The sequence below is a fragment of the Priestia sp. SB1 genome (genome assembly GCF_038898415.1).
In genome coordinates this window covers 1-17849 of sequence record NZ_JBBJSS010000011.1, presented here as the reverse complement: position 1 = coordinate 17849, position 17849 = coordinate 1, and the positions used below count along the sequence as shown (strand labels likewise).

The window sequence follows — 17849 nt, the reverse complement described above, 5'->3', positions numbered from 1 at the left end:
AAAAAAGTATGTTAGTTGAAGGAAGATCCGAACGATGAATCGAGATTCTTGATAGAGAATCCAACTCGTTCGGATTTTTTTATTGTGATGCTTCAATCTTTTTAAAACAAAATATCTTCTGAGTCATTCTGCTGTTTATAAATAATCTCAGCGATTTCTGAAGCTGAGCGCAAGCGGCTTTTATCTTTAATGTGGTTGTTGTGATCCCAAAAAGGAGTATTCATGCCTCCCATATAAGCTGCCGTCACATGAAGGTTGGTATCTTGGTACTCCACTTTTAAACTTTCTGTAAATCCCCTTACGCCAAATTTACTTGCCACATAGACGCTTTCATTGGCTTTCCCTCGAAGTCCTGCAGTTGAAATGATATTCATAACTTTAGGTTCAGGTCTCGTCAAGAGATGAGGCATAAGCGCTTGCGTTAAAAAAATAGTTCCTTTTACATTTGTATCGATGACTTCATCGATTGCTTGTTTTGTATAATCTGTCAAAGGACCAAAATGTCCAATGCCTGCGTTGTTGATAAGGATATCTACTGAATGCTGCATCAGCAGTTTTTCTACAGATTTTCCTACTTCTTCATACTGTGTAATATCTACAGACATCGTATATACGTTTTCTCCTAGCTCATGCTGTGCCTCAGTTAATTTCTGTTGATTGCGTCCAGCTAGAATGACGTTGCAGTCTTTTGCGTAAAGTTTTGCGAGTTCTTTTCCAAGACCCGTCGCACCGCCTGTGATTAGCACTGTTTTCATTCCCAAAACTCCCTTTTCATAGTCTCCCTTTAGTTATACCTTTTGTTATAATAAAATGAAAGCAAACAAGGGGGAAAACAGCATGTCTGAAAAACGTTACAGTGATATGACGACGTATGAACTTCAACAAGAAATTGGGTCTCTTCAAGAAAAAGCACGAAAAGCTGAACAGCTTGGCATGGTCAATGAGTATGCAGTATTAGAAAGAAAAGTAACAATGGCTAGATCGTACTTATTGGATCCTGAAACGTTTCAAGCAGGGGAGGTATATGAAATTCAAGGAGATCCGGGTTCATATTTTAAAATTGATTATATGAACGGAGTTTTTGCATGGGGGTTTAGACTTGGCTCACCGCAAAACGAAGAGGCATTGCCTATTTCCATGTTGAAAAAATAAAGGGACGAACAAGCAGCACGAAGTGTGCTGCTTGTTTGATATCTATATTCGCTTTACTTTTAAACAAATAAGCAAAGCAAGCGGTTATTCTTCGCGCTCATTAGAAGCATGCATACGTTCTTGCGGATGCGTATTGATCGTTCCATTTGCACGTTTTGAAGCGTATTCTGCTTTTGCTCGAGGTTCGCCTTCAAACTTAGTATGATGTTGGTTTGTAAAATCTTTTGCTTTATTGCGCATCGATACCTCTCCTTTTACAACAGAAAGCGTTGCGGTTATGATATAGTACATGAGGGAGTGAATAACTCCGCATTTATAGTGTAAGTTAAAAGTGCAAACATACTCATAAAGAATTTTGGTAATCGAGGTGTTCTTATGAACGATATATTCGAAAGATTAACGAATCAGCTATTAAGCAAAAATAGTTCGCTTTCATACGCTCAAGCCCGTACATGGGTCGAACTTTTCTGGGAAGATTTTGAGTCATCTTACGCAAAAGCAGGATATGATTATAAAGGGAAAGAAGCGACGGAAAAGGTTGTTACGATGTACATCAACAGCTACGGTGACAAACTTCATGAAATCGCGGTTAAAAACCCTAAATATCAGCATTTATTAAATAACGATGACTATTTAAAACATTAAATAAAAACGAACCGTCTTCTCAAGACGGTTCGTTTTTGGGTTTCATATTTGTTCTTGTTATGATTAGTGCGGGAGGTAATCAAGCTTTTTACGCAATTTTTTCTCACTGAAAATCCAACCAGTGTACGAACAAATAATATTTAAATCGTAATCAAGCTGGACCACGGCTACAAATGGATAGTAGTCTTTGCTGCGGTAGCGTAAATCAATAAAGCGCACTTCAATGTGGTCGTTATATTCGTCCAGTTCCCATCTATAAATAGGTGAAAAGGAAAGAAAAGCAGATAAATTTTCATCTTTTTTCGCTACTTCAATTACGGCCGATTCAGGAATTGGAACTTTATCAAACGTATCATAAATAAAAATTTCTTCTCCGATTGCTCTTCCTACATGAAAGTACTTTTCGGTCGTCACGGCTAAGTGCCAGTGAGTGAAACGCAGCGTAGGAGAGATATTGAGCTTGATAACATCAGGAAACTGTTTTCGAAGCTTCTTGGCGATTTGGTGGCGCATATAAAAGCGCAGTCCATAGTAAAACGCCAATAACACATATAGCGTAATGAATGTTGGTCCTGGCTCTGCTCCAATAAACCAGATTAAAATTGCGAGCACGTGGGCTGAGAAAATCACGTAATCAAACGTGTTGATTACGCCAAGAGCAATCCATTTATTTGTGAAAGGCCGTAAAGCCTGCGTGCCATAAGCGTTAAAGATATCAACAAAAACGTGAATAATGACGCCTGCAAAGGTCCACATCCATAGGTGTAGCAAGTTAGCTCCTGGCAGCAGAAGCGAAAGAATGAACACGATAAGCAAAGGCCATAAAATAACAGCCGGGATAGAATGTGTAATTCCACGGTGATTGCGGATATACTGTGCATTGTTTCGCAGCTTTAAAACAGTGTCTAAATCAGGTGCTAATGACCCGGCCATTACGCCAATCATCACAGCATCCATTGTGGCTGTATTCGCAGATACAGTGGGGTCTAATGTTGCAAGGCCGCCAAGAGCGATTCCCATTGCAATGTGTGTACCAGTATCCAGAGCGAACTCCTCCTTTGTAAGATGATGACGATCTTAGATTATTCTAATTCAGCATGAAAGCTTGATTCAAAGCAAAAAATCTCATTTTATTATTAACGCAGCAAATCGGCTGTTTTTATTCATTATTTGAACAATTCATTTTACTATTCATATTTGTAGTTGTTATAAGGTTATCATAAAGTTACTAAGATTCAAAAAGCAACACATTGTATATGTATAGTTAATACCTCGGAGGCTATGACGTGAAACAAAGTAAAGATATTGTACAAAATTTTGATATTCAAGCATTTCAAAATGACTTAATCTCTTGGTTTGAGCAGGAACAGCGCATTTTACCTTGGCGTCAAGATCAGGACCCTTATAAGGTGTGGGTATCTGAAATTATGCTTCAACAAACGAGAGTAGATACGGTCATTCCTTATTTTAATAATTTTATTAGCAAATTTCCCACTATCAAAGACTTAGCTTATGCGAATGAAGATGATGTGTTAAAAGCGTGGGAAGGATTAGGCTATTATTCTCGTGCCCGTAATTTGCAAACTGCGGTTCGAGAAGTTCACGAACAATACGGGGGAGAAGTTCCAAATACGCCAGCAGAAATCTCCAAACTAAAAGGAGTAGGTCCTTATACAACAGGGGCCATTTTAAGTATTGCATACGGAGTGCCGCAGCCTGCTGTAGATGGAAATGTCATGCGTGTGCTATCGCGCATTTTATCCGTTTGGGATGATATTGCAAAACCGAAAACAAGAAAGTTGTTTGAAGAAATCGTGCATGAAATTATTTCAACAGATAATCCTTCCTATTTCAATCAAGGTATGATGGAACTTGGTGCCATTGTCTGTACACCAACTTCTCCTTCCTGTTTGTTATGTCCAGTTCGCGAACACTGCCGCGCTTTTGAAGAAGGAGTGCAGAATGAGCTTCCCGTTAAATCAAAGAAAAAAGCGCCTCGTGCTCTTCAGCTTGCTGCAGCGGTGATTAAAGACGGTGAAGGAAATTATCTAATTCATAAGCGTCCAAGCAAAGGACTTTTAGCTAATCTATGGGAATTTCCAAATATAGAAGTAGATCTTAGTATAGCGCCAGATCATCAGCAGCTTCAGGCATTTATTCAAAACGAGTACGGAGCTGATATTAAAATTCATGCGCCGTTTACCACAATTCAGCACGTGTTTTCTCATATCGTCTGGAACATCACAGTATATGAAGCAGAGCTTGCAAGTGATATCAGTGCATTAAAAAAATTGAAAGTAGTTTCTGAAAAAGACTTAGAACAATATGCATTTCCGGTTTCCCATCAAAAAATCTTAAAAGAATATTTGCTTGTTAAATAAAAGAAGCGTGGATAAACTCCGCGCTTCTTTTATTTAATCATATGATACGTGTGTGCCGTGTGTATAATCTGCTTCGTGGCGCTGTAACCCGCCTCGTGCTTCAATTTCTTTAATAATTTGCTGATGAATACTTTGTCCTTCAGCATTTAAATACGGCGTCATTTGCTGTAAAGAGTGATGGAAAAACGCAAGCTCGCTGTCTTTCCACTCGCTTTTAGAAATCATTGAAAGAGCTGTCATGTCTCTACCTACATACATTCTATTCACCTCGTTCATTTTATCAAGTTTTATCTATTTTCCCTATATTACTTGTTTCTTATGCGATAAAATCAGTACAATGTAAAGATAATATGATACATAAGGGAGATGACATCATGTCACAAAAGGTAGCACTAGTTACGGGAAGCAGCAGAGGTATTGGTAAAGAGATTGCCTTACGTCTTGCTAAAGAAGGATACGATATTGTATTAAACTATGCACGAAGCAAAAGTGCAGCGCAGGAAGTAGCGGAAGAAATTACAGCATTAGGCAGAGAAGCATTAGTTGTTAAAGCAAACGTAGGAAAAGTAGAGAAAATTAAAGAAATGTTTGAGCAAATTGATGACGCATTCGGTCGCTTAGACGTATTTGTAAGTAATGCAGCTTCAGGAGTTTTACGTCCTATTATGGAATTAGAAGAAACTCACTGGAATTGGACAATGGACATCAATAGCAAAGGATATTTATTCTGTGCACAAGAAGCGGCTAAACGTATGGAAAAAGTAGGCGGAGGAAAGATTGTTACCATCAGTTCGCTCGGTTCTATTCGCTATTTGGAAAATTATACAACAGTGGGCGTGTCAAAAGCTGCTGTAGAAGCATTGACCCGCTATTTAGCAGTGGAGCTTGCTCCAAAAAATATTGTGGTAAATGCTGTATCTGGAGGTGCTGTGGATACAGAAGCATTAAAGCACTTCCCAAATCGTGATGAACTGTTAGATGATGCGCGCAAACATACTCCAGCTGGTCGTATGGTGGAGCCAAAAGACATGGTAGATGCAGTGATGTTCTTAGTCTCCGATCAAGCAAATATGATTTGCGGTCAAACGCTTATTATTGACGGAGGGCGTTCACTTTTAATGTAAGGTAAATGTATTTTGTGCTTGCGCTTTAAAATACTGAAAAAAGTTTGCATACCCTATTTACCTCCCGGGCATATTAATTTTCGTGGAGGTGATTACAATGGCAAAACAAACTAACAAAACAGCATCTGGTACAAGCACACAACACGTGAAAAACCAAAATGCTCAAGCATCTAAAAACAACTTCGGTACTGAATTTGGTAGCGAAACAAATGTACAAGAAGTGAAGCAACAAAATGCACAAGCAGCGGCAAACAAAAGCCAAAATGCTCAAGCATCTAAAAACAACTTCGGTACTGAATTTGCTAGCGAAACAAGTGCTCAAGAAGTGAGACAACAAAACGCACAAGCTGAAGCAAAGAAAAACCAAAACTCTGGTAAATACCAAGGTTAATATCAAAAGCGAACTTAACGTCTTTCATACGGCGATGTTAAGTTCGCTTTTTCTTATATAAAAAGCAACAAAGTATGACAAAACTTCTTGAAACTTTACACAACTCGTCAAAGGAATCTGGATCACCTAAACAGAATGTTAACAGAAGTGCCGCGTGTATGGTTAAAGCAAATAGAGAGGAGCTATCGTATGAAAAAATTTGATCAGCTAGTAACTCAACAATTGGAGACCATGGATCAACTTCTGTTTTTGCAGTCTGAGATTGAGCGCTGTCAGGAAATCGAAGGTGAACTAATAAAACTTCATGAAGAAGCAAAACTTCATTCTGTGCAAGATGAAATTAGTGAAATGAAGCTAAAATTAAAAGAGATTCAATTAACGTTTGAAGCACAAACCGAAGACATTATTCGTACATATAAAAGTGAAGGGGCTTGCTCTACACTTGCTTAATGAACATTGATGTGTCACTTCCTCTCTTTTTTAAGGCTGCCAAGCAAAGGAAAAGTAGGGGGAGTGACTTTTTTGAACTCAAGAAGGTTAGCACATTTGTGTTAAAATGAGAGAGAAACCGTTATAATAAACATAAGACAAATGGAGACGTTATATGAATTTTTTTAAGTGCTAAAATGAAAGTAGGTATTGGAGAGGGGAATTCCGGTGGAAGGAGAAACAATTCAAATACACAGCTACAAGCATAATGGACATATTCATCGCGTGTGGGATCGGACAACCGTATTAAAAGCAACCAATAACTTAGTGATTGGAGGAAATGATCGTACAGTCGTTACAGAATCAGATGGACGAACATGGGTCACAAGAGAGCCGGCAATTTGTTATTTTCATGCTCAGCAGTGGTTTAACGTCATTGGGATGATCCGTGAAGATGGAATTTATTATTACTGCAATATCAGTTCGCCGTTCATTTATGATGACAATGAAGCGCTCAAATATATTGATTATGATTTAGATATTAAAGTCTATCCAGATATGACATACACCCTTCTTGATGAAGATGAATATGAGAAGCATCGAAAAGAAATGAATTATCCAGAAGTGATTGACCGTATTTTACATAATCACGTCGAGGAGTTAAAAGGTTGGATTCGACAGCGAAAAGGCCCGTTTGCTCCAGATTTCATTGACATTTGGTATGAACGTTTTTTAACATATCGGCATTCTTGATGAATGAGCTAGAGAACATTATGTTAGGCCGTCTAAAGCTGACTGTTTGATATAATGTTCTTTTTGGCGTTATGGTCGCCATCTTTTAGAAGAGATAAAAGCACTAAAAAATCGACGCGTGTACATATACTAAGGAAGCTTGCCCTCATAGATAGAAAGGGGAGATTTTATGGGAAGTATAAGACGCTACATGAAGTTTGTACAGCCATACAAATGGCAAATTGTCGGCACTGTCTTAATTGGTATTATTAAATTTGCTATTCCTTTATTAATTCCGCTGCTTTTGAAATATGTTTTGGACGATATCGTAAATGGACATGGCATGTCTTCCTCTGAAAAAGTTCATAAAATGGTGACGATTATGGGGATTTCGTTTGTTATATTTTTAGTGTTAAGACCTCCCATTGAATATTACAGGCAGTATTATGCTCAGTGGGTATCGAGCAAAGTATTATATGATATTCGGGATCAGCTGTTTAGCCATATTCAAAAGCTTAGCTTGCGTTACTATGCAAACACGCGAGCGGGTGAAGTGATTTCACGAGTCATTAATGATGTAGAGCAAACAAAAAACTTTGTTATCACAGGCTTAATGAACGTATGGCTTGATATGATGACGATTGTAATAGCCATTGTGATTATGTTTACGATGAATGTACCTTTAACACTGGTATCGATTATTTTGCTGCCGGTTTATGCGTTCTCTGTAAAATATTTTTACAGTCGTCTGCGCCATTTAACGCGAGTCCGTTCGCAGGCTTTAGCCGAAGTACAGGGTCACTTGCATGAAAGGGTTCAAGGAATCTCTGTTATTCGCAGCTTTGCTATTGAGCCTCATGAGCAGAAACAATTTGATAAGCAAAATTCAAATTTTCTACAAAAAGCAATCAATCATACGAATTGGAATGCCAAAACATTTGCAGTAGTGAACACCATTACCGATTTGGCACCTTTAATCGTGATTACATTTGCTGGATATCAAGTCATCACAGAAAGTCTTAGCGTAGGAACGATGGTAGCATTTGTGGCCTATATTGACCGCTTGTATAATCCGCTTCGCCGCTTGGTCAATTCATCGACTACGCTCACGCAGTCTGTTGCATCTATGGACCGGGTGTTTGAGTTCATTGATGAAGAATACGATATTACAGACAAGAAAGATGCAAAAGAATGTACTGAGCTTCATGGAAAGGTGCAGTTTGAGCACGTTTCATTTGCTTATGAAGAAGAAGAAAAACCTGTGATTCATGATATTAATTTAGATGTAGAAAAAGGAAAATCCGTTGCGTTTGTTGGAATGAGCGGAGGAGGGAAATCCACGCTTATCAGCTTAATTCCACGCTTTTATGATGTGACAGAGGGGAAAATTCTCATTGATGACATTGATATCAAAACCTATAAAGTACGCAGCCTGCGAGATAAGATTGGAATCGTCCTGCAGGATACGGTGTTGTTTAGTGACACGGTTAAAAACAATATACTGCTTGGAAAGCCAGGAGCGACAGATGAAGAAGTAATTGCTGCGGCAAAAGCCGCAAATGCCCACGATTTTATTATGAATTTGCCCGAAGGATATGATACAAAAGTGGGAGAGCGGGGAATGAAGCTATCAGGGGGACAGAAGCAGCGTATTTCCATTTCGCGCGTATTTTTAAAAAATCCAGCTATTCTTATTTTTGATGAAGCCACTTCAGCTCTAGATTTGGAAAGTGAGCACTATATTCAAGAAGCATTAGCTGAACTAGCAAAAGACCGTACGACTTTCATTGTAGCCCATCGTTTATCTACAATTACTCATGTTGATGAAATTGTACTTTTAGAAAATGGAAGAGTAGTCGAACGAGGTTCTCATGAGGAGTTAATTAAGAAAAAAGGTCATTACTATCAGCTCTTTAACGTTCAGCAGCTTGATACAATTTAAAAACACCACCTATTGTCTAACAATAGGTGGTGTTTTTAATCTTCTTGTCGCTGATGATTAATATCAAATGAGTTAGCATCCTTGTGATAGTTTTGGAACGTATCAATCAGCTTATCAAGATGCTCTAACTCTTCACTATACTCAATGATGACAGAAATTAAAGGGAAGATATGATAAATAACCTTATTCTCTTCATCATTATCGTATATTTTGTACTGCATAAATTTATCGATTAAAGCTCGTTTTCCAACGCAGGCTTCGTTTGGTACAGTAGTGGTTGGCTGTACGCGTAATTTCCCAATGAATTTTAATAATACTTGCTCATGATACATTAACAGGCACTCAACTTCAGATTTGATTAAATCTTGAAATTGCTGCGGCATGACTTGAAGATCATTTTCCACTCTGTGAAGTAGTTTCAAGGTTGTAAGAGCTCGTGTTGTTACGGTAATCATTTGACGAAATAAAACGAGCTTGCGTGACTTAACAAAACGTTTTTTGGTTGAATAAGTGCGTTCTTCTTTGTAAAAATCAAAGATTTGATTCATTTTAGCCACATTGTCTTTCATTTTTTCAATGTCTTCTTTTAACAATGTGTGCTCAGATGCGTGATAAAGATTCATGCGAATCCATTTAATAATTTCTTCCGTTGTGCTTACAATTTTATAATACAGCTTTGTTTCATACTTTGGCGGAATAAAAATAAGATTGACAATAAATGCTGAGAATACCCCAAGTAACACTGTACCAAAGCGTATAAGCGCATATTCAACGAAATTATCTCCTGGATTTTCCATGATTGCAATTACTGTCACAAGCGCAAGCCCAATTGTATTATTAATACGTAATTTTAAGTTGACTGCAATGACAACAACAGCGGTAAAACCAATAATGATGGGATGGGTACCAAAAATAAGTCCAAAACAAACTGCAGAAGCAGCTCCAATCACATTCGCCTGTATTTGCTCCAATATCGTTAAATAAGATCTGTAAATAGACGGTTGAATTGCAAAAACTGCCGCAATTGCCGCAAATATTGGAGATGGTAAACTTAGAAATTCACCTAATAACAATGAAAGTGTAATGGCAATTCCCGTTTTTAAGATGCGGGCACCAAGTTTCATGTGCGTTCGTAGTTCCTTTCTGTAAAAAAGTTTTTTCGTTATGAAGAATGTTCCCCAAAACAAATGATAAATTGCAAAAATCAATCCTTCTTTATTACATAACCTGTTGGAAATAATATAAACAATAACATACTATACAAGGTTTAAGAATGGATATCAAGAGAAAACAAGCAGAAAAATAAGGGTATTTCTCGGGATTTTTCGACAGGATGACAAAAAGGAGATGACGCGTAAGAAATGGTTATGAAAGGTGGGAATGTTCTATAAGGAAACCCAAAGGCAAGATAAAAAAGCACTCATTTTCAAACGAGTGCTTTAGAGTAAAAATTAGCGTTCTTCACTTAACTGTTTAAATGCTTTTTCTACAGCTTCTAAAGTGTCGGTAATATCTTTTTCTGTATGAGCTGTAGTAAGGAACCATGCTTCATATTTCGAAGGAGCTAAGTTGACGCCTTGGTGGAGCATTAGTTTAAAGAAGCGTGCGAATAATTCGCCGTCTGTATTTTCTGCTTGTTCATAGTTTTTAACTGTTTCTGTTGTAAAGTAGAGAGTAAGAGCGCCTTTTAATCGATTGATCGTAATAGGCATGTTATATGTACGAGCATGTTTTAAAATACCTTCTTCGAGCATCGCCCCTAGCTTATCCAGCTGTTCATAAACGCCTTCTTGCTTTAGTACTTCCAGGCAAGCAATCCCAGAAAGAATAGAAGCTGGGTTTCCTGCCATTGTACCTGCTTGATAAGCGGGCCCAAGTGGTGCCACTTTTTCCATGATTTCTTTCTTACCGCCATAGGCTCCGATTGGAAGACCGCCCCCGATGATTTTTCCAAATGCAGTGAGGTCAGGTTTTACACCAAGCAAATCTTGAGCTCCACCGTACATAAAGCGAAACGCTGTAATAACTTCATCGTAAATAACAAGCGCTCCAGCTTCGTGAGTTAATTCGTTAACTTGTTCTAAAAAGCCGGGTTCGGGCTCAACAATTCCGAAGTTTCCAACGATCGGTTCTACTAAAACAGCCGCAATCTGATCGCCCCATTTTTCTAATGCTTCCTTGTAAGGCTCGATATCGTTAAAAGGAACCGTGATGACTTCATTAGCGATACTTTTTGGTACACCAGCAGAGTCAGGAGTTCCGAGTGTAGAAGGACCAGATCCAGCTGCTACCAATACAAGGTCAGAATGGCCGTGGTAGCAACCTGCAAATTTAATGATTTTATCGCGTCCAGTATAAGCTCGTGCTACACGGATTGTTGTCATAACTGCTTCTGTTCCAGAGTTGACGAAGCGCACTTTATCTAATGCGGGCATCGCTTCTTTGAGCATTTTAGCAAATGTGACTTCATGAGCAGTTGGAGTACCGTAAAGAACACCCGTTTCAGCTGCTTTTGTAATAGCTTTCGTGATATGAGGATGAGCGTGTCCTGTAATAATAGGACCGTAAGCTGCTAAATAGTCAATATATTTATTTCCATCGACGTCCCAGAAATAAGCTCCGCTTGCCTTTTCCATTGCAACAGGTGCTCCGCCTCCTACGGCTTTATATGAACGTGAAGGGCTGTTAACGCCGCCTACAATATGTTCGAGCGCTTCAGCGTGTAATTGTTCTGATTTTGTAAATTGCATGTTATGCCTCCTAATGAAAAGTTCAACTTCTTTATTCTATCAAACTTATTTGTTTCTTGAAAAACATTCGAGAACGTGTATGATAGAAATTTGTGAGCTAACTGCTAGAAAATAGTTCCTCGTCTCTTGGAGGAGTTGCTAGCAAGGGCGCCGGAAACAATAAAAGAAACCACTAATACGTCGACGTAACGGAGGGAATACAATGAAAAATGCTATTGAGGTGAATCAACTTCGGAAAGAATTTAAAGCCTATTCTAGCCGCTCTGGCCTTAAAGGGGCATTCCGGGATTTATTTACCCGTAATTATAGAGTTATGAAAGCTGTGAACGATATTTCGTTTACCGTAAAACAAGGGGAAATGGTAGGTTATATAGGAGAAAACGGAGCGGGGAAATCGACCACAATCAAAATGCTGACAGGAATCTTAACTCCTACTTCAGGCGAGATTACCGTAAATGGAATGAACCCTCATAAAGAAAGGGAGAAGTTTGCCCAAACGATTGGAGTTGTTTTTGGTCAACGCTCTCAGCTGTGGTGGGATATTGCCGTACAAGAATCTTTTCGCTTGTTAAAAAAAGTATACAAAGTGTCAGATGAAGATTATAACGCTCATATGGAACATGTTATTCAAACGTTAGATATTGGACCGCTATTAGATAAGCCGGTGCGAAAGCTTTCTCTAGGTCAAAGAATGCGCTGTGAGCTGGCTGCTGCTCTTATTCATAATCCGCCGCTTCTATTTTTAGATGAACCGACGATCGGTTTAGATGTGCTGGTTAAATTAAAAATCCGCCAATTTTTAAAAGAAATTAATGAAAAATATAATACGACGATTTTGCTTACGACACATGATTTAGCAGATATTGAAGCTTTATGTGAACGCGTTGTAATGCTCGATGAAGGCAGTATTATTTATGACGGATCACTGCAAAAGCTGCGTTCGAATTGGGGAGACCTTAAACAAGTCACGTTTGAATTTGGAACCGCGCCAAATAAAGAGCAGTTGAAGCTATTGACGCAAGGGATGCCTGTTAACTGGATTGAAGGTGATCAAAAATATTTGTGGACAGCGCAGCTTCAAAATAAAGGAGACTTAATGTCACAGCTGATTGCTAAAGTGGTGGCAAAGCACGAAATCAGTGATATTAACATTGAAGAAATTTCAACGGAAGAAATCATCCGCAACATTTATGAAGAAGGTGTTGTGAATGGATAAATATATAGAGATGATACGCATTCGCTTTTTAATGATGCTGGCGTATCGGACGAATTATTACAGCGGAATATTGATTTATGCGATTAATATTGGTGCTTACTACTTTTTATGGTCCGCTATTTATGGAGGAAAAGAGAATATTCAAGGGTTATCCATTACCCAAATGACAACGTATGTAGCCGTTTCATGGATGGCAAGAGCCTTTTATTTTAATAACATTGACCGTGAAATGGCAATGGAAATTAAAGATGGCAAGGTGGCAGTAGAGTTAATTAAGCCTTATAGCTACCTTGGTATGAAAACAATGCAAGGACTGGGAGAAGGGATTTTTCGGCTGCTGTTTTTCTCAGTGCCCGGTATGATTATTGTCGCGTTTTTATTTCCAGTACAGTTTTCAGCCAATGCCGCAACATGGCTTTATTTTGGACTGTCTTTAATTTTTAGTTTCATTATTAATACACAAATTAATTTATTAACGGGTATTACGACTTTCTTTCTCTTTAACAATGACGGACTCATTCGAGCGAAGCGCGTTGTTATTGATTTGTTTTCAGGACTTCTTCTGCCCATCAGTTTCTATCCTTTATGGGCGCAACATATTATGAGCTATTTCCCTTTTCAGGCCATTAGTTATATTCCGAGCATGATTTTCACAAATGGATTTAAAGGGCAGGAAGTAATAAATGCTCTTATTACACAAGCAGTTTGGTCAGGGCTTCTATTTATTCCTATTGCGTGTTTGTGGAACATAGCGAAGAAAAAAATGGTTATTCAAGGAGGGTAGTCTATGAAAATGTTTTATTTTTCGATTTTCTTTCAGTACATTAGTCAATATATGAAAACAAGGCTTCAGTATCGCACCGATATGGTAGTTGAAATCATTTCAGACTTATTGTTTCAAACAGTTAATTTGATTTTTATTTTAGTTGTATTTGGCCATACTCAGTCGCTGCACGGATGGTCACGAGAGGAAATTATCTTTATTTATGGTTTCTTTTTGGTCCCTTTTGCTATTTTTTCGTCTTTCTTTAACATTTGGGATTTCAACGAGCGCTACATTGTCAAAGGTGAAATGGACCGAATTTTAACGCGGCCGATTCACAGTTTGTTTCAAGTTATTTTAGAGCGGATGGAACTGGAATCATTGTTTGGTGGTATCACAGGGATTGCCGTAATGGCTTACGCTGCGTCTTCTTTACACCTTCATTTCCAGTGGTATGATGTTTTTATTTTTCTATTGTTTATTTTAGGAGGAGCGCTTGTATACGCAGGAATTTTCATCGCCTTAGCAAGCATAGGCTTCTGGTCGGATGCCAGAACCTCTATTATGCCTACTATTTATAATATTGGAAACTACGGAAGGTATCCTGTAGATATTTATAACAATGTCATCCGATATGTTTTAACGTGGATTCTTCCTTTTGCATTTGTAGGCGTATATCCAGCTGCTTATTTCTTAGGAAGGTCAGAATGGTACGGATATGCATTTTTAACCCCGGTGATGGGAATCGTCTTTTTTGTAATCTCTATTTTCTTATGGAATACAGGTGTCAAAAAATACAGAGGAGCAGGCAATTAAATGCCTGCTCTTTTTCGTGGCTTCTGAGTAGTAATGAATGGACAAGGATGCGCGTATAGTGGTAGTAGAGTATAAATTAAAGGAGTAGAATGATGGTTATTTTTCTAATCCTCGTTATCATTGTTTTTGTAATCGGTAGTATGAAGTTTCTTTTTGAAAAAGAACTTGGAGAATTTCATTTTTTCTCAATTGGTCATTTCTTTGTCTTGTTTTATTCATATATCACAGTTTTATTGGGGTTTAGCCTTATTTATACAGTGTGTGAGATGGGAAGTATTCCAGTGTTAAGCGGAGGGTTTGAACATGAAGGTCATTACTTTTATACGCTGTTTAACAGCATGTATTTCAGCGCAGCGACGTTATTTTCAGTAGGATACGGAGATATGTATCCGGTTGGAATTGGGAAATTATTTGCAACTTTTGAAGCGTTTATCGGCTACATTATGCCTGCAATCTTTGTGATGCGAACTGTTACCCGCACTTAAACTTGTCATCTTATCTAATATTGGGTACGCTATTCAAAGAAAATGAAAAGCGTAAAGGAGCAGATAAATATGACAGCTGTAGTTGGAGAAAAAGCACCCGATTTTGTATTAATGTCTACAAATGGAGAGCAAGTATCACTCGCTTCGATGAAAGGAAAAAACGTTGTGCTGTATTTTTATCCGAAAGATATGACGCCAGGCTGTACAACGGAAGCTTGTGATTTCAGAGATCAGCATGAAAATTTTGAAGAGCTAGATGCGGTGATTCTAGGAGTGAGCCCGGATCCAATCGACAAACACCATAAGTTTATTGATAAGCACGGTCTTCCATTCTTGCTTTTAGCTGACGAAGATCACAGCGTAGCTGAAGAGTATGGAGTATGGAAACTGAAAAAAAACTTTGGAAAAGAATATATGGGCATTGAACGCTCCACTTTTATCATTGATAAAGAAGGAACGCTCGTAAAAGAGTATCGCAAGGTTCGAGTAAAAGGGCATGTGGAAGAAGCTTTATCATTTATTAAAGAAAAAATGGCATAAAAACAGGCAGATAACTAGAGCAGTTTTAGTCTTTGAACATACAATATCAGTGTAGGGCATACCTCCTCAGATGTTAATATATTTAAAAGTGTGGATTGATTTCCACACTTCTTTTTTTGCATAACATATATGAATAATTTCTACTTATTACATAAAATAGGAATAGGCATCAAGTTGACAAAACGTGGGTAAAACATGTAGACTAATTATAAGAATTATAAAGTAATAATACTTATAGAAGAGGGGTGCATGACGTGTCAAATCATTTACAAGAAGCCCTTGAAACGTTAAAAGGTACTGGCGTTCGTATTACACCACAACGTCATGCTATTTTAGAGTATTTAATCAATTCTATGACACACCCAACAGCAGATGATATTTATAAAGCGCTGGAAGGTAAGTTTCCAAATATGAGTGTAGCAACCGTTTACAATAATTTAAGAGTATTTCGCGAAGTGGGTATTGTAAAGGAACTAACATACGGTGATGCATCAAGCCGGTTTGATTATGTTACAACAGAGCATTACCATGTGATTTGCGAAAGCTGCGGAAAAATTGTGGATTTTCATTATCCTGGTTTAGACGAAGTAGAAAAGCTGGCTGCTCATATTACTGACTTTGATATTAGTCACCACCGAATGGAAATTTACGGAACGTGTCCTGATTGTACGGCTAAAAAAGCGCATTAATAAGCTGATAGTAGTGATACTATCAGCTTTCTTTTTGTTTTTTTCTATTATACTTTTCATCGAATTGTTTTCCTTCAAGAGACTGGTCAAGCGTAAGCGGCTCGTTGCAATACATACACATATCTACGCGCCCTAGCATTTTGGTTTGCTTTTGACATGTAGGGCAGGTTACTTGAACTGCTTTTGTAGAAAGCATGCCAATCCAGAAATAAACGCCGGTACTAGCTACGATGCACAGTAAACCTAAAAGCATAAAAATAGTCATTAGCCAGACTGAAGACCGAAAGAAAATTCCCCCATACATAACAATGAAACCAACAAAGATCAGGCTGAGTGCAAACGTGCGAATCTTGTTAATTTTATTTGAATACTTTATCCCCATCAGTATCCCCCCTGTTACCAATATATCATAGAGTGAGACAGTGAATAGTAATAAAAATTGAATCTTCGGAAAATTATCCGTAGTTTTTGAGCTTTCTGAATGATTTCCATAATTCTGAGTGGGATATCCGTTATACATCGTATATAATAAAAAAAGAAATCTTAGTCCATAGCCTTTAAAATTTTGAAAAATATTTGTCTATTACAGTTAGGAGAGCTCAAAATGGAAGATGTTTTACGGCCAATATATCAAGAAAGAGCTAGCAATAAAGACACACTCGGTATTTTACTGATTGAAAAAAAGAAATCAGAATCTCCAGTGACGGATAATTTGGATGCTATCTTATTTATTGTGACCAAAACCACAGAAACTTCTCTTTTTATTAAACAATACGAATATGAAAATGAGCGTGCTGCACTTTATATGGCTTCTGAACAGCAAATGAGTGAATGGATTATGAATGGGACGAACCGCCGTATTATTGATTGGATCTTAAATGGTAAAGTGCTATTTGATCGAAACGAATATATGGAAAACTTAAAGAAACGCTTAATTGATTTCCCTAGAGAAGATCGGACAAAGAGAATAGGTGTCGAGTTTGCTAAGTTGATTCGCCGATTTAAAGAAGGAAAAGACTTTTATGCGTCTAATCATTATTTAGATGCATTCAATCATGTCATTCATGCTCTTCATCATTTAGCACGACTGTCTGTGTTGGAAAATGGATTTCACCCAGAAGTGACAGTGTGGAACCAAGTGAAAAAAATAGAACCTGAAATTCATCGTCTTTACGAAGAGCTAATTATTAGCCAAGAAGAGGTTAGCAAGCGTTTGGAGCTGCTTTTCTTAGCAAGTGAATTTCTAGTCAATAAAAAAACTGAATTGGGTGCGAAGCATCTTGTTCATATTATGAAAAGTGAAAAGCAGGAATGGACGTTTAATGAACTTGTTCATCATCCCGAAATACGCCCTTATGCTATTGACTTAGGAATACTCCTTGAGTTTTTAATTGAAAAAGATATCATTATGGTAAAAAAAGTAGAAACCAAAGGAAAGAGTTTGTACCATAGACACTATGTGGCGAAATGATAGAGAGAGAAAGGGTATCTGATACGGTATGGTTATGACGTATAGATGCCCTGACACATGATTTTATAGTCTGGATAAAAGGTTTTTCTAAAAAAACACGATTTATTTTAAAAAATCTATTGACGCTTTAAAATATCCGTGGTAAATTTATATACGTCGCTGATGAGCGATACTAAATTTATCAAAAACTTGAAAAAACTTCTTAAAAAAGTTGTTGACAAGAAAGAGATAAACTGGTAAGATTAAAAAGTCGCTTAAGAGCGGCGGTTGAACTTTGAAAACTGAACAAAGCGACAAACGTCAACGTTAATTTTTATTTTTTA

22 protein-coding genes are annotated in these 17849 nt (G+C 37.8%); 15 read left to right on the top strand and 7 right to left on the bottom strand.

Annotation, left to right across the window (positions count from 1 at the left end):
- Nucleotides 1-101: 101 nt before the first annotated feature.
- Nucleotides 102-755: an SDR family NAD(P)-dependent oxidoreductase gene (locus tag WKH56_RS30610; RefSeq protein WP_028412435.1), complete on the bottom strand. Its 654-nt coding sequence runs from the start codon at nt 753-755 to the stop codon at nt 102-104.
- Nucleotides 756-837: 82 nt separating this feature from the next.
- Between WKH56_RS30610 and WKH56_RS30605 the strand changes: the two genes are divergently transcribed.
- The gene (locus WKH56_RS30605; protein ID WP_028412434.1) at nt 838-1152 is read left to right on the top strand and encodes a YfhH family protein; all 315 of its coding nucleotides are present in this window, start codon (nt 838-840) and stop codon (nt 1150-1152) included.
- A gap of 84 nt (nt 1153-1236) precedes the next feature.
- Here WKH56_RS30605 and WKH56_RS30600 read toward each other — a convergent pair whose 3' ends face one another.
- On the bottom strand, nt 1237-1392 hold the full coding sequence (locus WKH56_RS30600; protein WP_028412433.1) for a small, acid-soluble spore protein K: 156 nt from the start codon (nt 1390-1392) through the stop codon (nt 1237-1239).
- Nucleotides 1393-1527: 135 nt separating this feature from the next.
- Here WKH56_RS30600 and WKH56_RS30595 point away from each other — a divergent pair, with 135 nt between their 5' ends.
- Nucleotides 1528-1797 carry a YfhJ family protein gene (locus WKH56_RS30595; RefSeq protein WP_028412432.1) on the top strand — a complete coding sequence of 90 codons (270 nt, stop codon included), beginning with the start codon at nt 1528-1530 and terminating at the stop codon, nt 1795-1797.
- Between the two features lie 63 nt (nt 1798-1860).
- On the opposite strand, the gene WKH56_RS30590 is transcribed toward WKH56_RS30595, so the two are convergent.
- Entirely contained in the window at nt 1861-2841 is a 981-nt protein-coding gene (locus WKH56_RS30590) for a metal-dependent hydrolase (RefSeq protein WP_028412431.1), read from the bottom strand.
- A 242-nt stretch (nt 2842-3083) separates the two neighbouring features.
- On the opposite strand from WKH56_RS30590, the gene mutY reads away from it, so the two are divergent.
- Nucleotides 3084-4178, top strand: coding sequence for an A/G-specific adenine glycosylase (mutY, locus tag WKH56_RS30585; RefSeq protein ID WP_048021550.1), 1095 nt, complete (start codon nt 3084-3086; stop codon nt 4176-4178).
- 33 nt (nt 4179-4211) lie between these two features.
- On the opposite strand, the gene WKH56_RS30580 is transcribed toward mutY, so the two are convergent.
- Nucleotides 4212-4436 carry a hypothetical protein gene (locus WKH56_RS30580; protein ID WP_014461827.1) on the bottom strand — a complete coding sequence of 75 codons (225 nt, stop codon included), beginning with the start codon at nt 4434-4436 and terminating at the stop codon, nt 4212-4214.
- A gap of 116 nt (nt 4437-4552) precedes the next feature.
- Between WKH56_RS30580 and fabL the strand changes: the two genes are divergently transcribed.
- The 5 genes from fabL (at nt 4553) to WKH56_RS30555 (ending at nt 8796) form a co-directional block, all read left to right on the top strand.
- On the top strand, nt 4553-5302 hold the full coding sequence (fabL, locus tag WKH56_RS30575; RefSeq protein ID WP_310884158.1) for an enoyl-[acyl-carrier-protein] reductase FabL: 750 nt from the start codon (nt 4553-4555) through the stop codon (nt 5300-5302).
- Nucleotides 5303-5399: 97 nt separating this feature from the next.
- The gene (locus WKH56_RS30570) at nt 5400-5693 is read left to right on the top strand and encodes a gamma-type small acid-soluble spore protein (protein WP_045291963.1); all 294 of its coding nucleotides are present in this window, start codon (nt 5400-5402) and stop codon (nt 5691-5693) included.
- A 189-nt stretch (nt 5694-5882) separates the two neighbouring features.
- The gene (locus WKH56_RS30565) at nt 5883-6143 is read left to right on the top strand and encodes a YgaB family protein (RefSeq protein WP_013081548.1); all 261 of its coding nucleotides are present in this window, start codon (nt 5883-5885) and stop codon (nt 6141-6143) included.
- Between the two features lie 189 nt (nt 6144-6332).
- Complete coding sequence (gene ntdP / locus WKH56_RS30560; protein ID WP_342837307.1) at nt 6333-6875, top strand: nucleoside tri-diphosphate phosphatase; 543 nt, start codon at nt 6333-6335, stop codon at nt 6873-6875.
- A gap of 169 nt (nt 6876-7044) precedes the next feature.
- Nucleotides 7045-8796: an ABC transporter ATP-binding protein gene (locus tag WKH56_RS30555; protein ID WP_013081549.1), complete on the top strand. Its 1752-nt coding sequence runs from the start codon at nt 7045-7047 to the stop codon at nt 8794-8796.
- A 35-nt stretch (nt 8797-8831) separates the two neighbouring features.
- Here the strand turns inward: WKH56_RS30555 and WKH56_RS30550 are convergent, their stop codons facing one another.
- Both WKH56_RS30550 and WKH56_RS30545 read right to left on the bottom strand, forming a co-directional pair.
- The gene (locus tag WKH56_RS30550) at nt 8832-9920 is read right to left on the bottom strand and encodes an FUSC family protein (protein ID WP_063248456.1); all 1089 of its coding nucleotides are present in this window, start codon (nt 9918-9920) and stop codon (nt 8832-8834) included.
- A 327-nt stretch (nt 9921-10247) separates the two neighbouring features.
- Entirely contained in the window at nt 10248-11546 is a 1299-nt protein-coding gene (locus WKH56_RS30545) for a glutamate-1-semialdehyde 2,1-aminomutase (protein ID WP_028412426.1), read from the bottom strand.
- 202 nt (nt 11547-11748) lie between these two features.
- On the opposite strand from WKH56_RS30545, the gene WKH56_RS30540 reads away from it, so the two are divergent.
- The 6 genes from WKH56_RS30540 (at nt 11749) to perR (ending at nt 16055) form a co-directional block, all read left to right on the top strand.
- Nucleotides 11749-12762, top strand: a complete 1014-nt coding sequence (locus WKH56_RS30540; RefSeq protein WP_047751720.1) for an ABC transporter ATP-binding protein — start codon at nt 11749-11751, stop codon at nt 12760-12762.
- Complete coding sequence (locus tag WKH56_RS30535; RefSeq protein ID WP_013055168.1) at nt 12755-13546, top strand: ABC transporter permease; 792 nt, start codon at nt 12755-12757, stop codon at nt 13544-13546. Before WKH56_RS30540 ends, WKH56_RS30535 begins: the two co-directional genes overlap by 8 nt.
- Before the next feature lie 9 nt (nt 13547-13555).
- Nucleotides 13556-14341, top strand: coding sequence for an ABC transporter permease (locus tag WKH56_RS30530; protein ID WP_013055169.1), 786 nt, complete (start codon nt 13556-13558; stop codon nt 14339-14341).
- Between the two features lie 92 nt (nt 14342-14433).
- The gene (locus tag WKH56_RS30525) at nt 14434-14826 is read left to right on the top strand and encodes an ion channel (protein WP_013081554.1); all 393 of its coding nucleotides are present in this window, start codon (nt 14434-14436) and stop codon (nt 14824-14826) included.
- Between the two features lie 69 nt (nt 14827-14895).
- Nucleotides 14896-15366 carry a thioredoxin-dependent thiol peroxidase gene (gene bcp / locus WKH56_RS30520; protein ID WP_028412424.1) on the top strand — a complete coding sequence of 157 codons (471 nt, stop codon included), beginning with the start codon at nt 14896-14898 and terminating at the stop codon, nt 15364-15366.
- 254 nt (nt 15367-15620) lie between these two features.
- Nucleotides 15621-16055: a peroxide-responsive transcriptional repressor PerR gene (perR, locus tag WKH56_RS30515; protein WP_013055172.1), complete on the top strand. Its 435-nt coding sequence runs from the start codon at nt 15621-15623 to the stop codon at nt 16053-16055.
- Nucleotides 16056-16077: 22 nt separating this feature from the next.
- Here the strand turns inward: perR and WKH56_RS30510 are convergent, their stop codons facing one another.
- Entirely contained in the window at nt 16078-16437 is a 360-nt protein-coding gene (locus tag WKH56_RS30510) for a YgzB family protein (protein ID WP_013055173.1), read from the bottom strand.
- 222 nt (nt 16438-16659) lie between these two features.
- Between WKH56_RS30510 and WKH56_RS30505 the strand changes: the two genes are divergently transcribed.
- Nucleotides 16660-17526, top strand: coding sequence for a nucleotidyltransferase-like protein (locus WKH56_RS30505; RefSeq protein WP_013055174.1), 867 nt, complete (start codon nt 16660-16662; stop codon nt 17524-17526).
- The last annotated feature ends 323 nt before the right edge of the window (nt 17527-17849 follow it).

What these genes read in the sequence shown, in the direction of transcription:
- bcp (WP_028412424.1), top strand. Translation starts at nt 14,896, where the DNA reads ATGACAGCTGTAGTTGGAGAAAAAGCACCCGATTTTGTATTAATGTCT.
- WKH56_RS30570 (WP_045291963.1), top strand. Translation starts at nt 5,400, where the DNA reads ATGGCAAAACAAACTAACAAAACAGCATCTGGTACAAGCACACAACAC.
- WKH56_RS30525 (WP_013081554.1), top strand. Translation starts at nt 14,434, where the DNA reads ATGGTTATTTTTCTAATCCTCGTTATCATTGTTTTTGTAATCGGTAGT.
- WKH56_RS30555 (WP_013081549.1), top strand. Translation starts at nt 7,045, where the DNA reads ATGGGAAGTATAAGACGCTACATGAAGTTTGTACAGCCATACAAATGG.
- WKH56_RS30565 (WP_013081548.1), top strand. Translation starts at nt 5,883, where the DNA reads ATGAAAAAATTTGATCAGCTAGTAACTCAACAATTGGAGACCATGGAT.
- WKH56_RS30605 (WP_028412434.1), top strand. Translation starts at nt 838, where the DNA reads ATGTCTGAAAAACGTTACAGTGATATGACGACGTATGAACTTCAACAA.
- WKH56_RS30600 (WP_028412433.1), bottom strand. Translation starts at nt 1,392, where the DNA reads ATGCGCAATAAAGCAAAAGATTTTACAAACCAACATCATACTAAGTTT.
- WKH56_RS30545 (WP_028412426.1), bottom strand. Translation starts at nt 11,546, where the DNA reads ATGCAATTTACAAAATCAGAACAATTACACGCTGAAGCGCTCGAACAT.
- WKH56_RS30610 (WP_028412435.1), bottom strand. Translation starts at nt 755, where the DNA reads ATGAAAACAGTGCTAATCACAGGCGGTGCGACGGGTCTTGGAAAAGAA.
- WKH56_RS30580 (WP_014461827.1), bottom strand. Translation starts at nt 4,436, where the DNA reads ATGTATGTAGGTAGAGACATGACAGCTCTTTCAATGATTTCTAAAAGC.
- fabL (WP_310884158.1), top strand. Translation starts at nt 4,553, where the DNA reads ATGTCACAAAAGGTAGCACTAGTTACGGGAAGCAGCAGAGGTATTGGT.
- WKH56_RS30535 (WP_013055168.1), top strand. Translation starts at nt 12,755, where the DNA reads ATGGATAAATATATAGAGATGATACGCATTCGCTTTTTAATGATGCTG.
- WKH56_RS30510 (WP_013055173.1), bottom strand. Translation starts at nt 16,437, where the DNA reads ATGGGGATAAAGTATTCAAATAAAATTAACAAGATTCGCACGTTTGCA.
- WKH56_RS30505 (WP_013055174.1), top strand. Translation starts at nt 16,660, where the DNA reads ATGGAAGATGTTTTACGGCCAATATATCAAGAAAGAGCTAGCAATAAA.
- WKH56_RS30595 (WP_028412432.1), top strand. Translation starts at nt 1,528, where the DNA reads ATGAACGATATATTCGAAAGATTAACGAATCAGCTATTAAGCAAAAAT.
- WKH56_RS30550 (WP_063248456.1), bottom strand. Translation starts at nt 9,920, where the DNA reads ATGAAACTTGGTGCCCGCATCTTAAAAACGGGAATTGCCATTACACTT.
- WKH56_RS30530 (WP_013055169.1), top strand. Translation starts at nt 13,556, where the DNA reads ATGTTTTATTTTTCGATTTTCTTTCAGTACATTAGTCAATATATGAAA.
- WKH56_RS30540 (WP_047751720.1), top strand. Translation starts at nt 11,749, where the DNA reads ATGAAAAATGCTATTGAGGTGAATCAACTTCGGAAAGAATTTAAAGCC.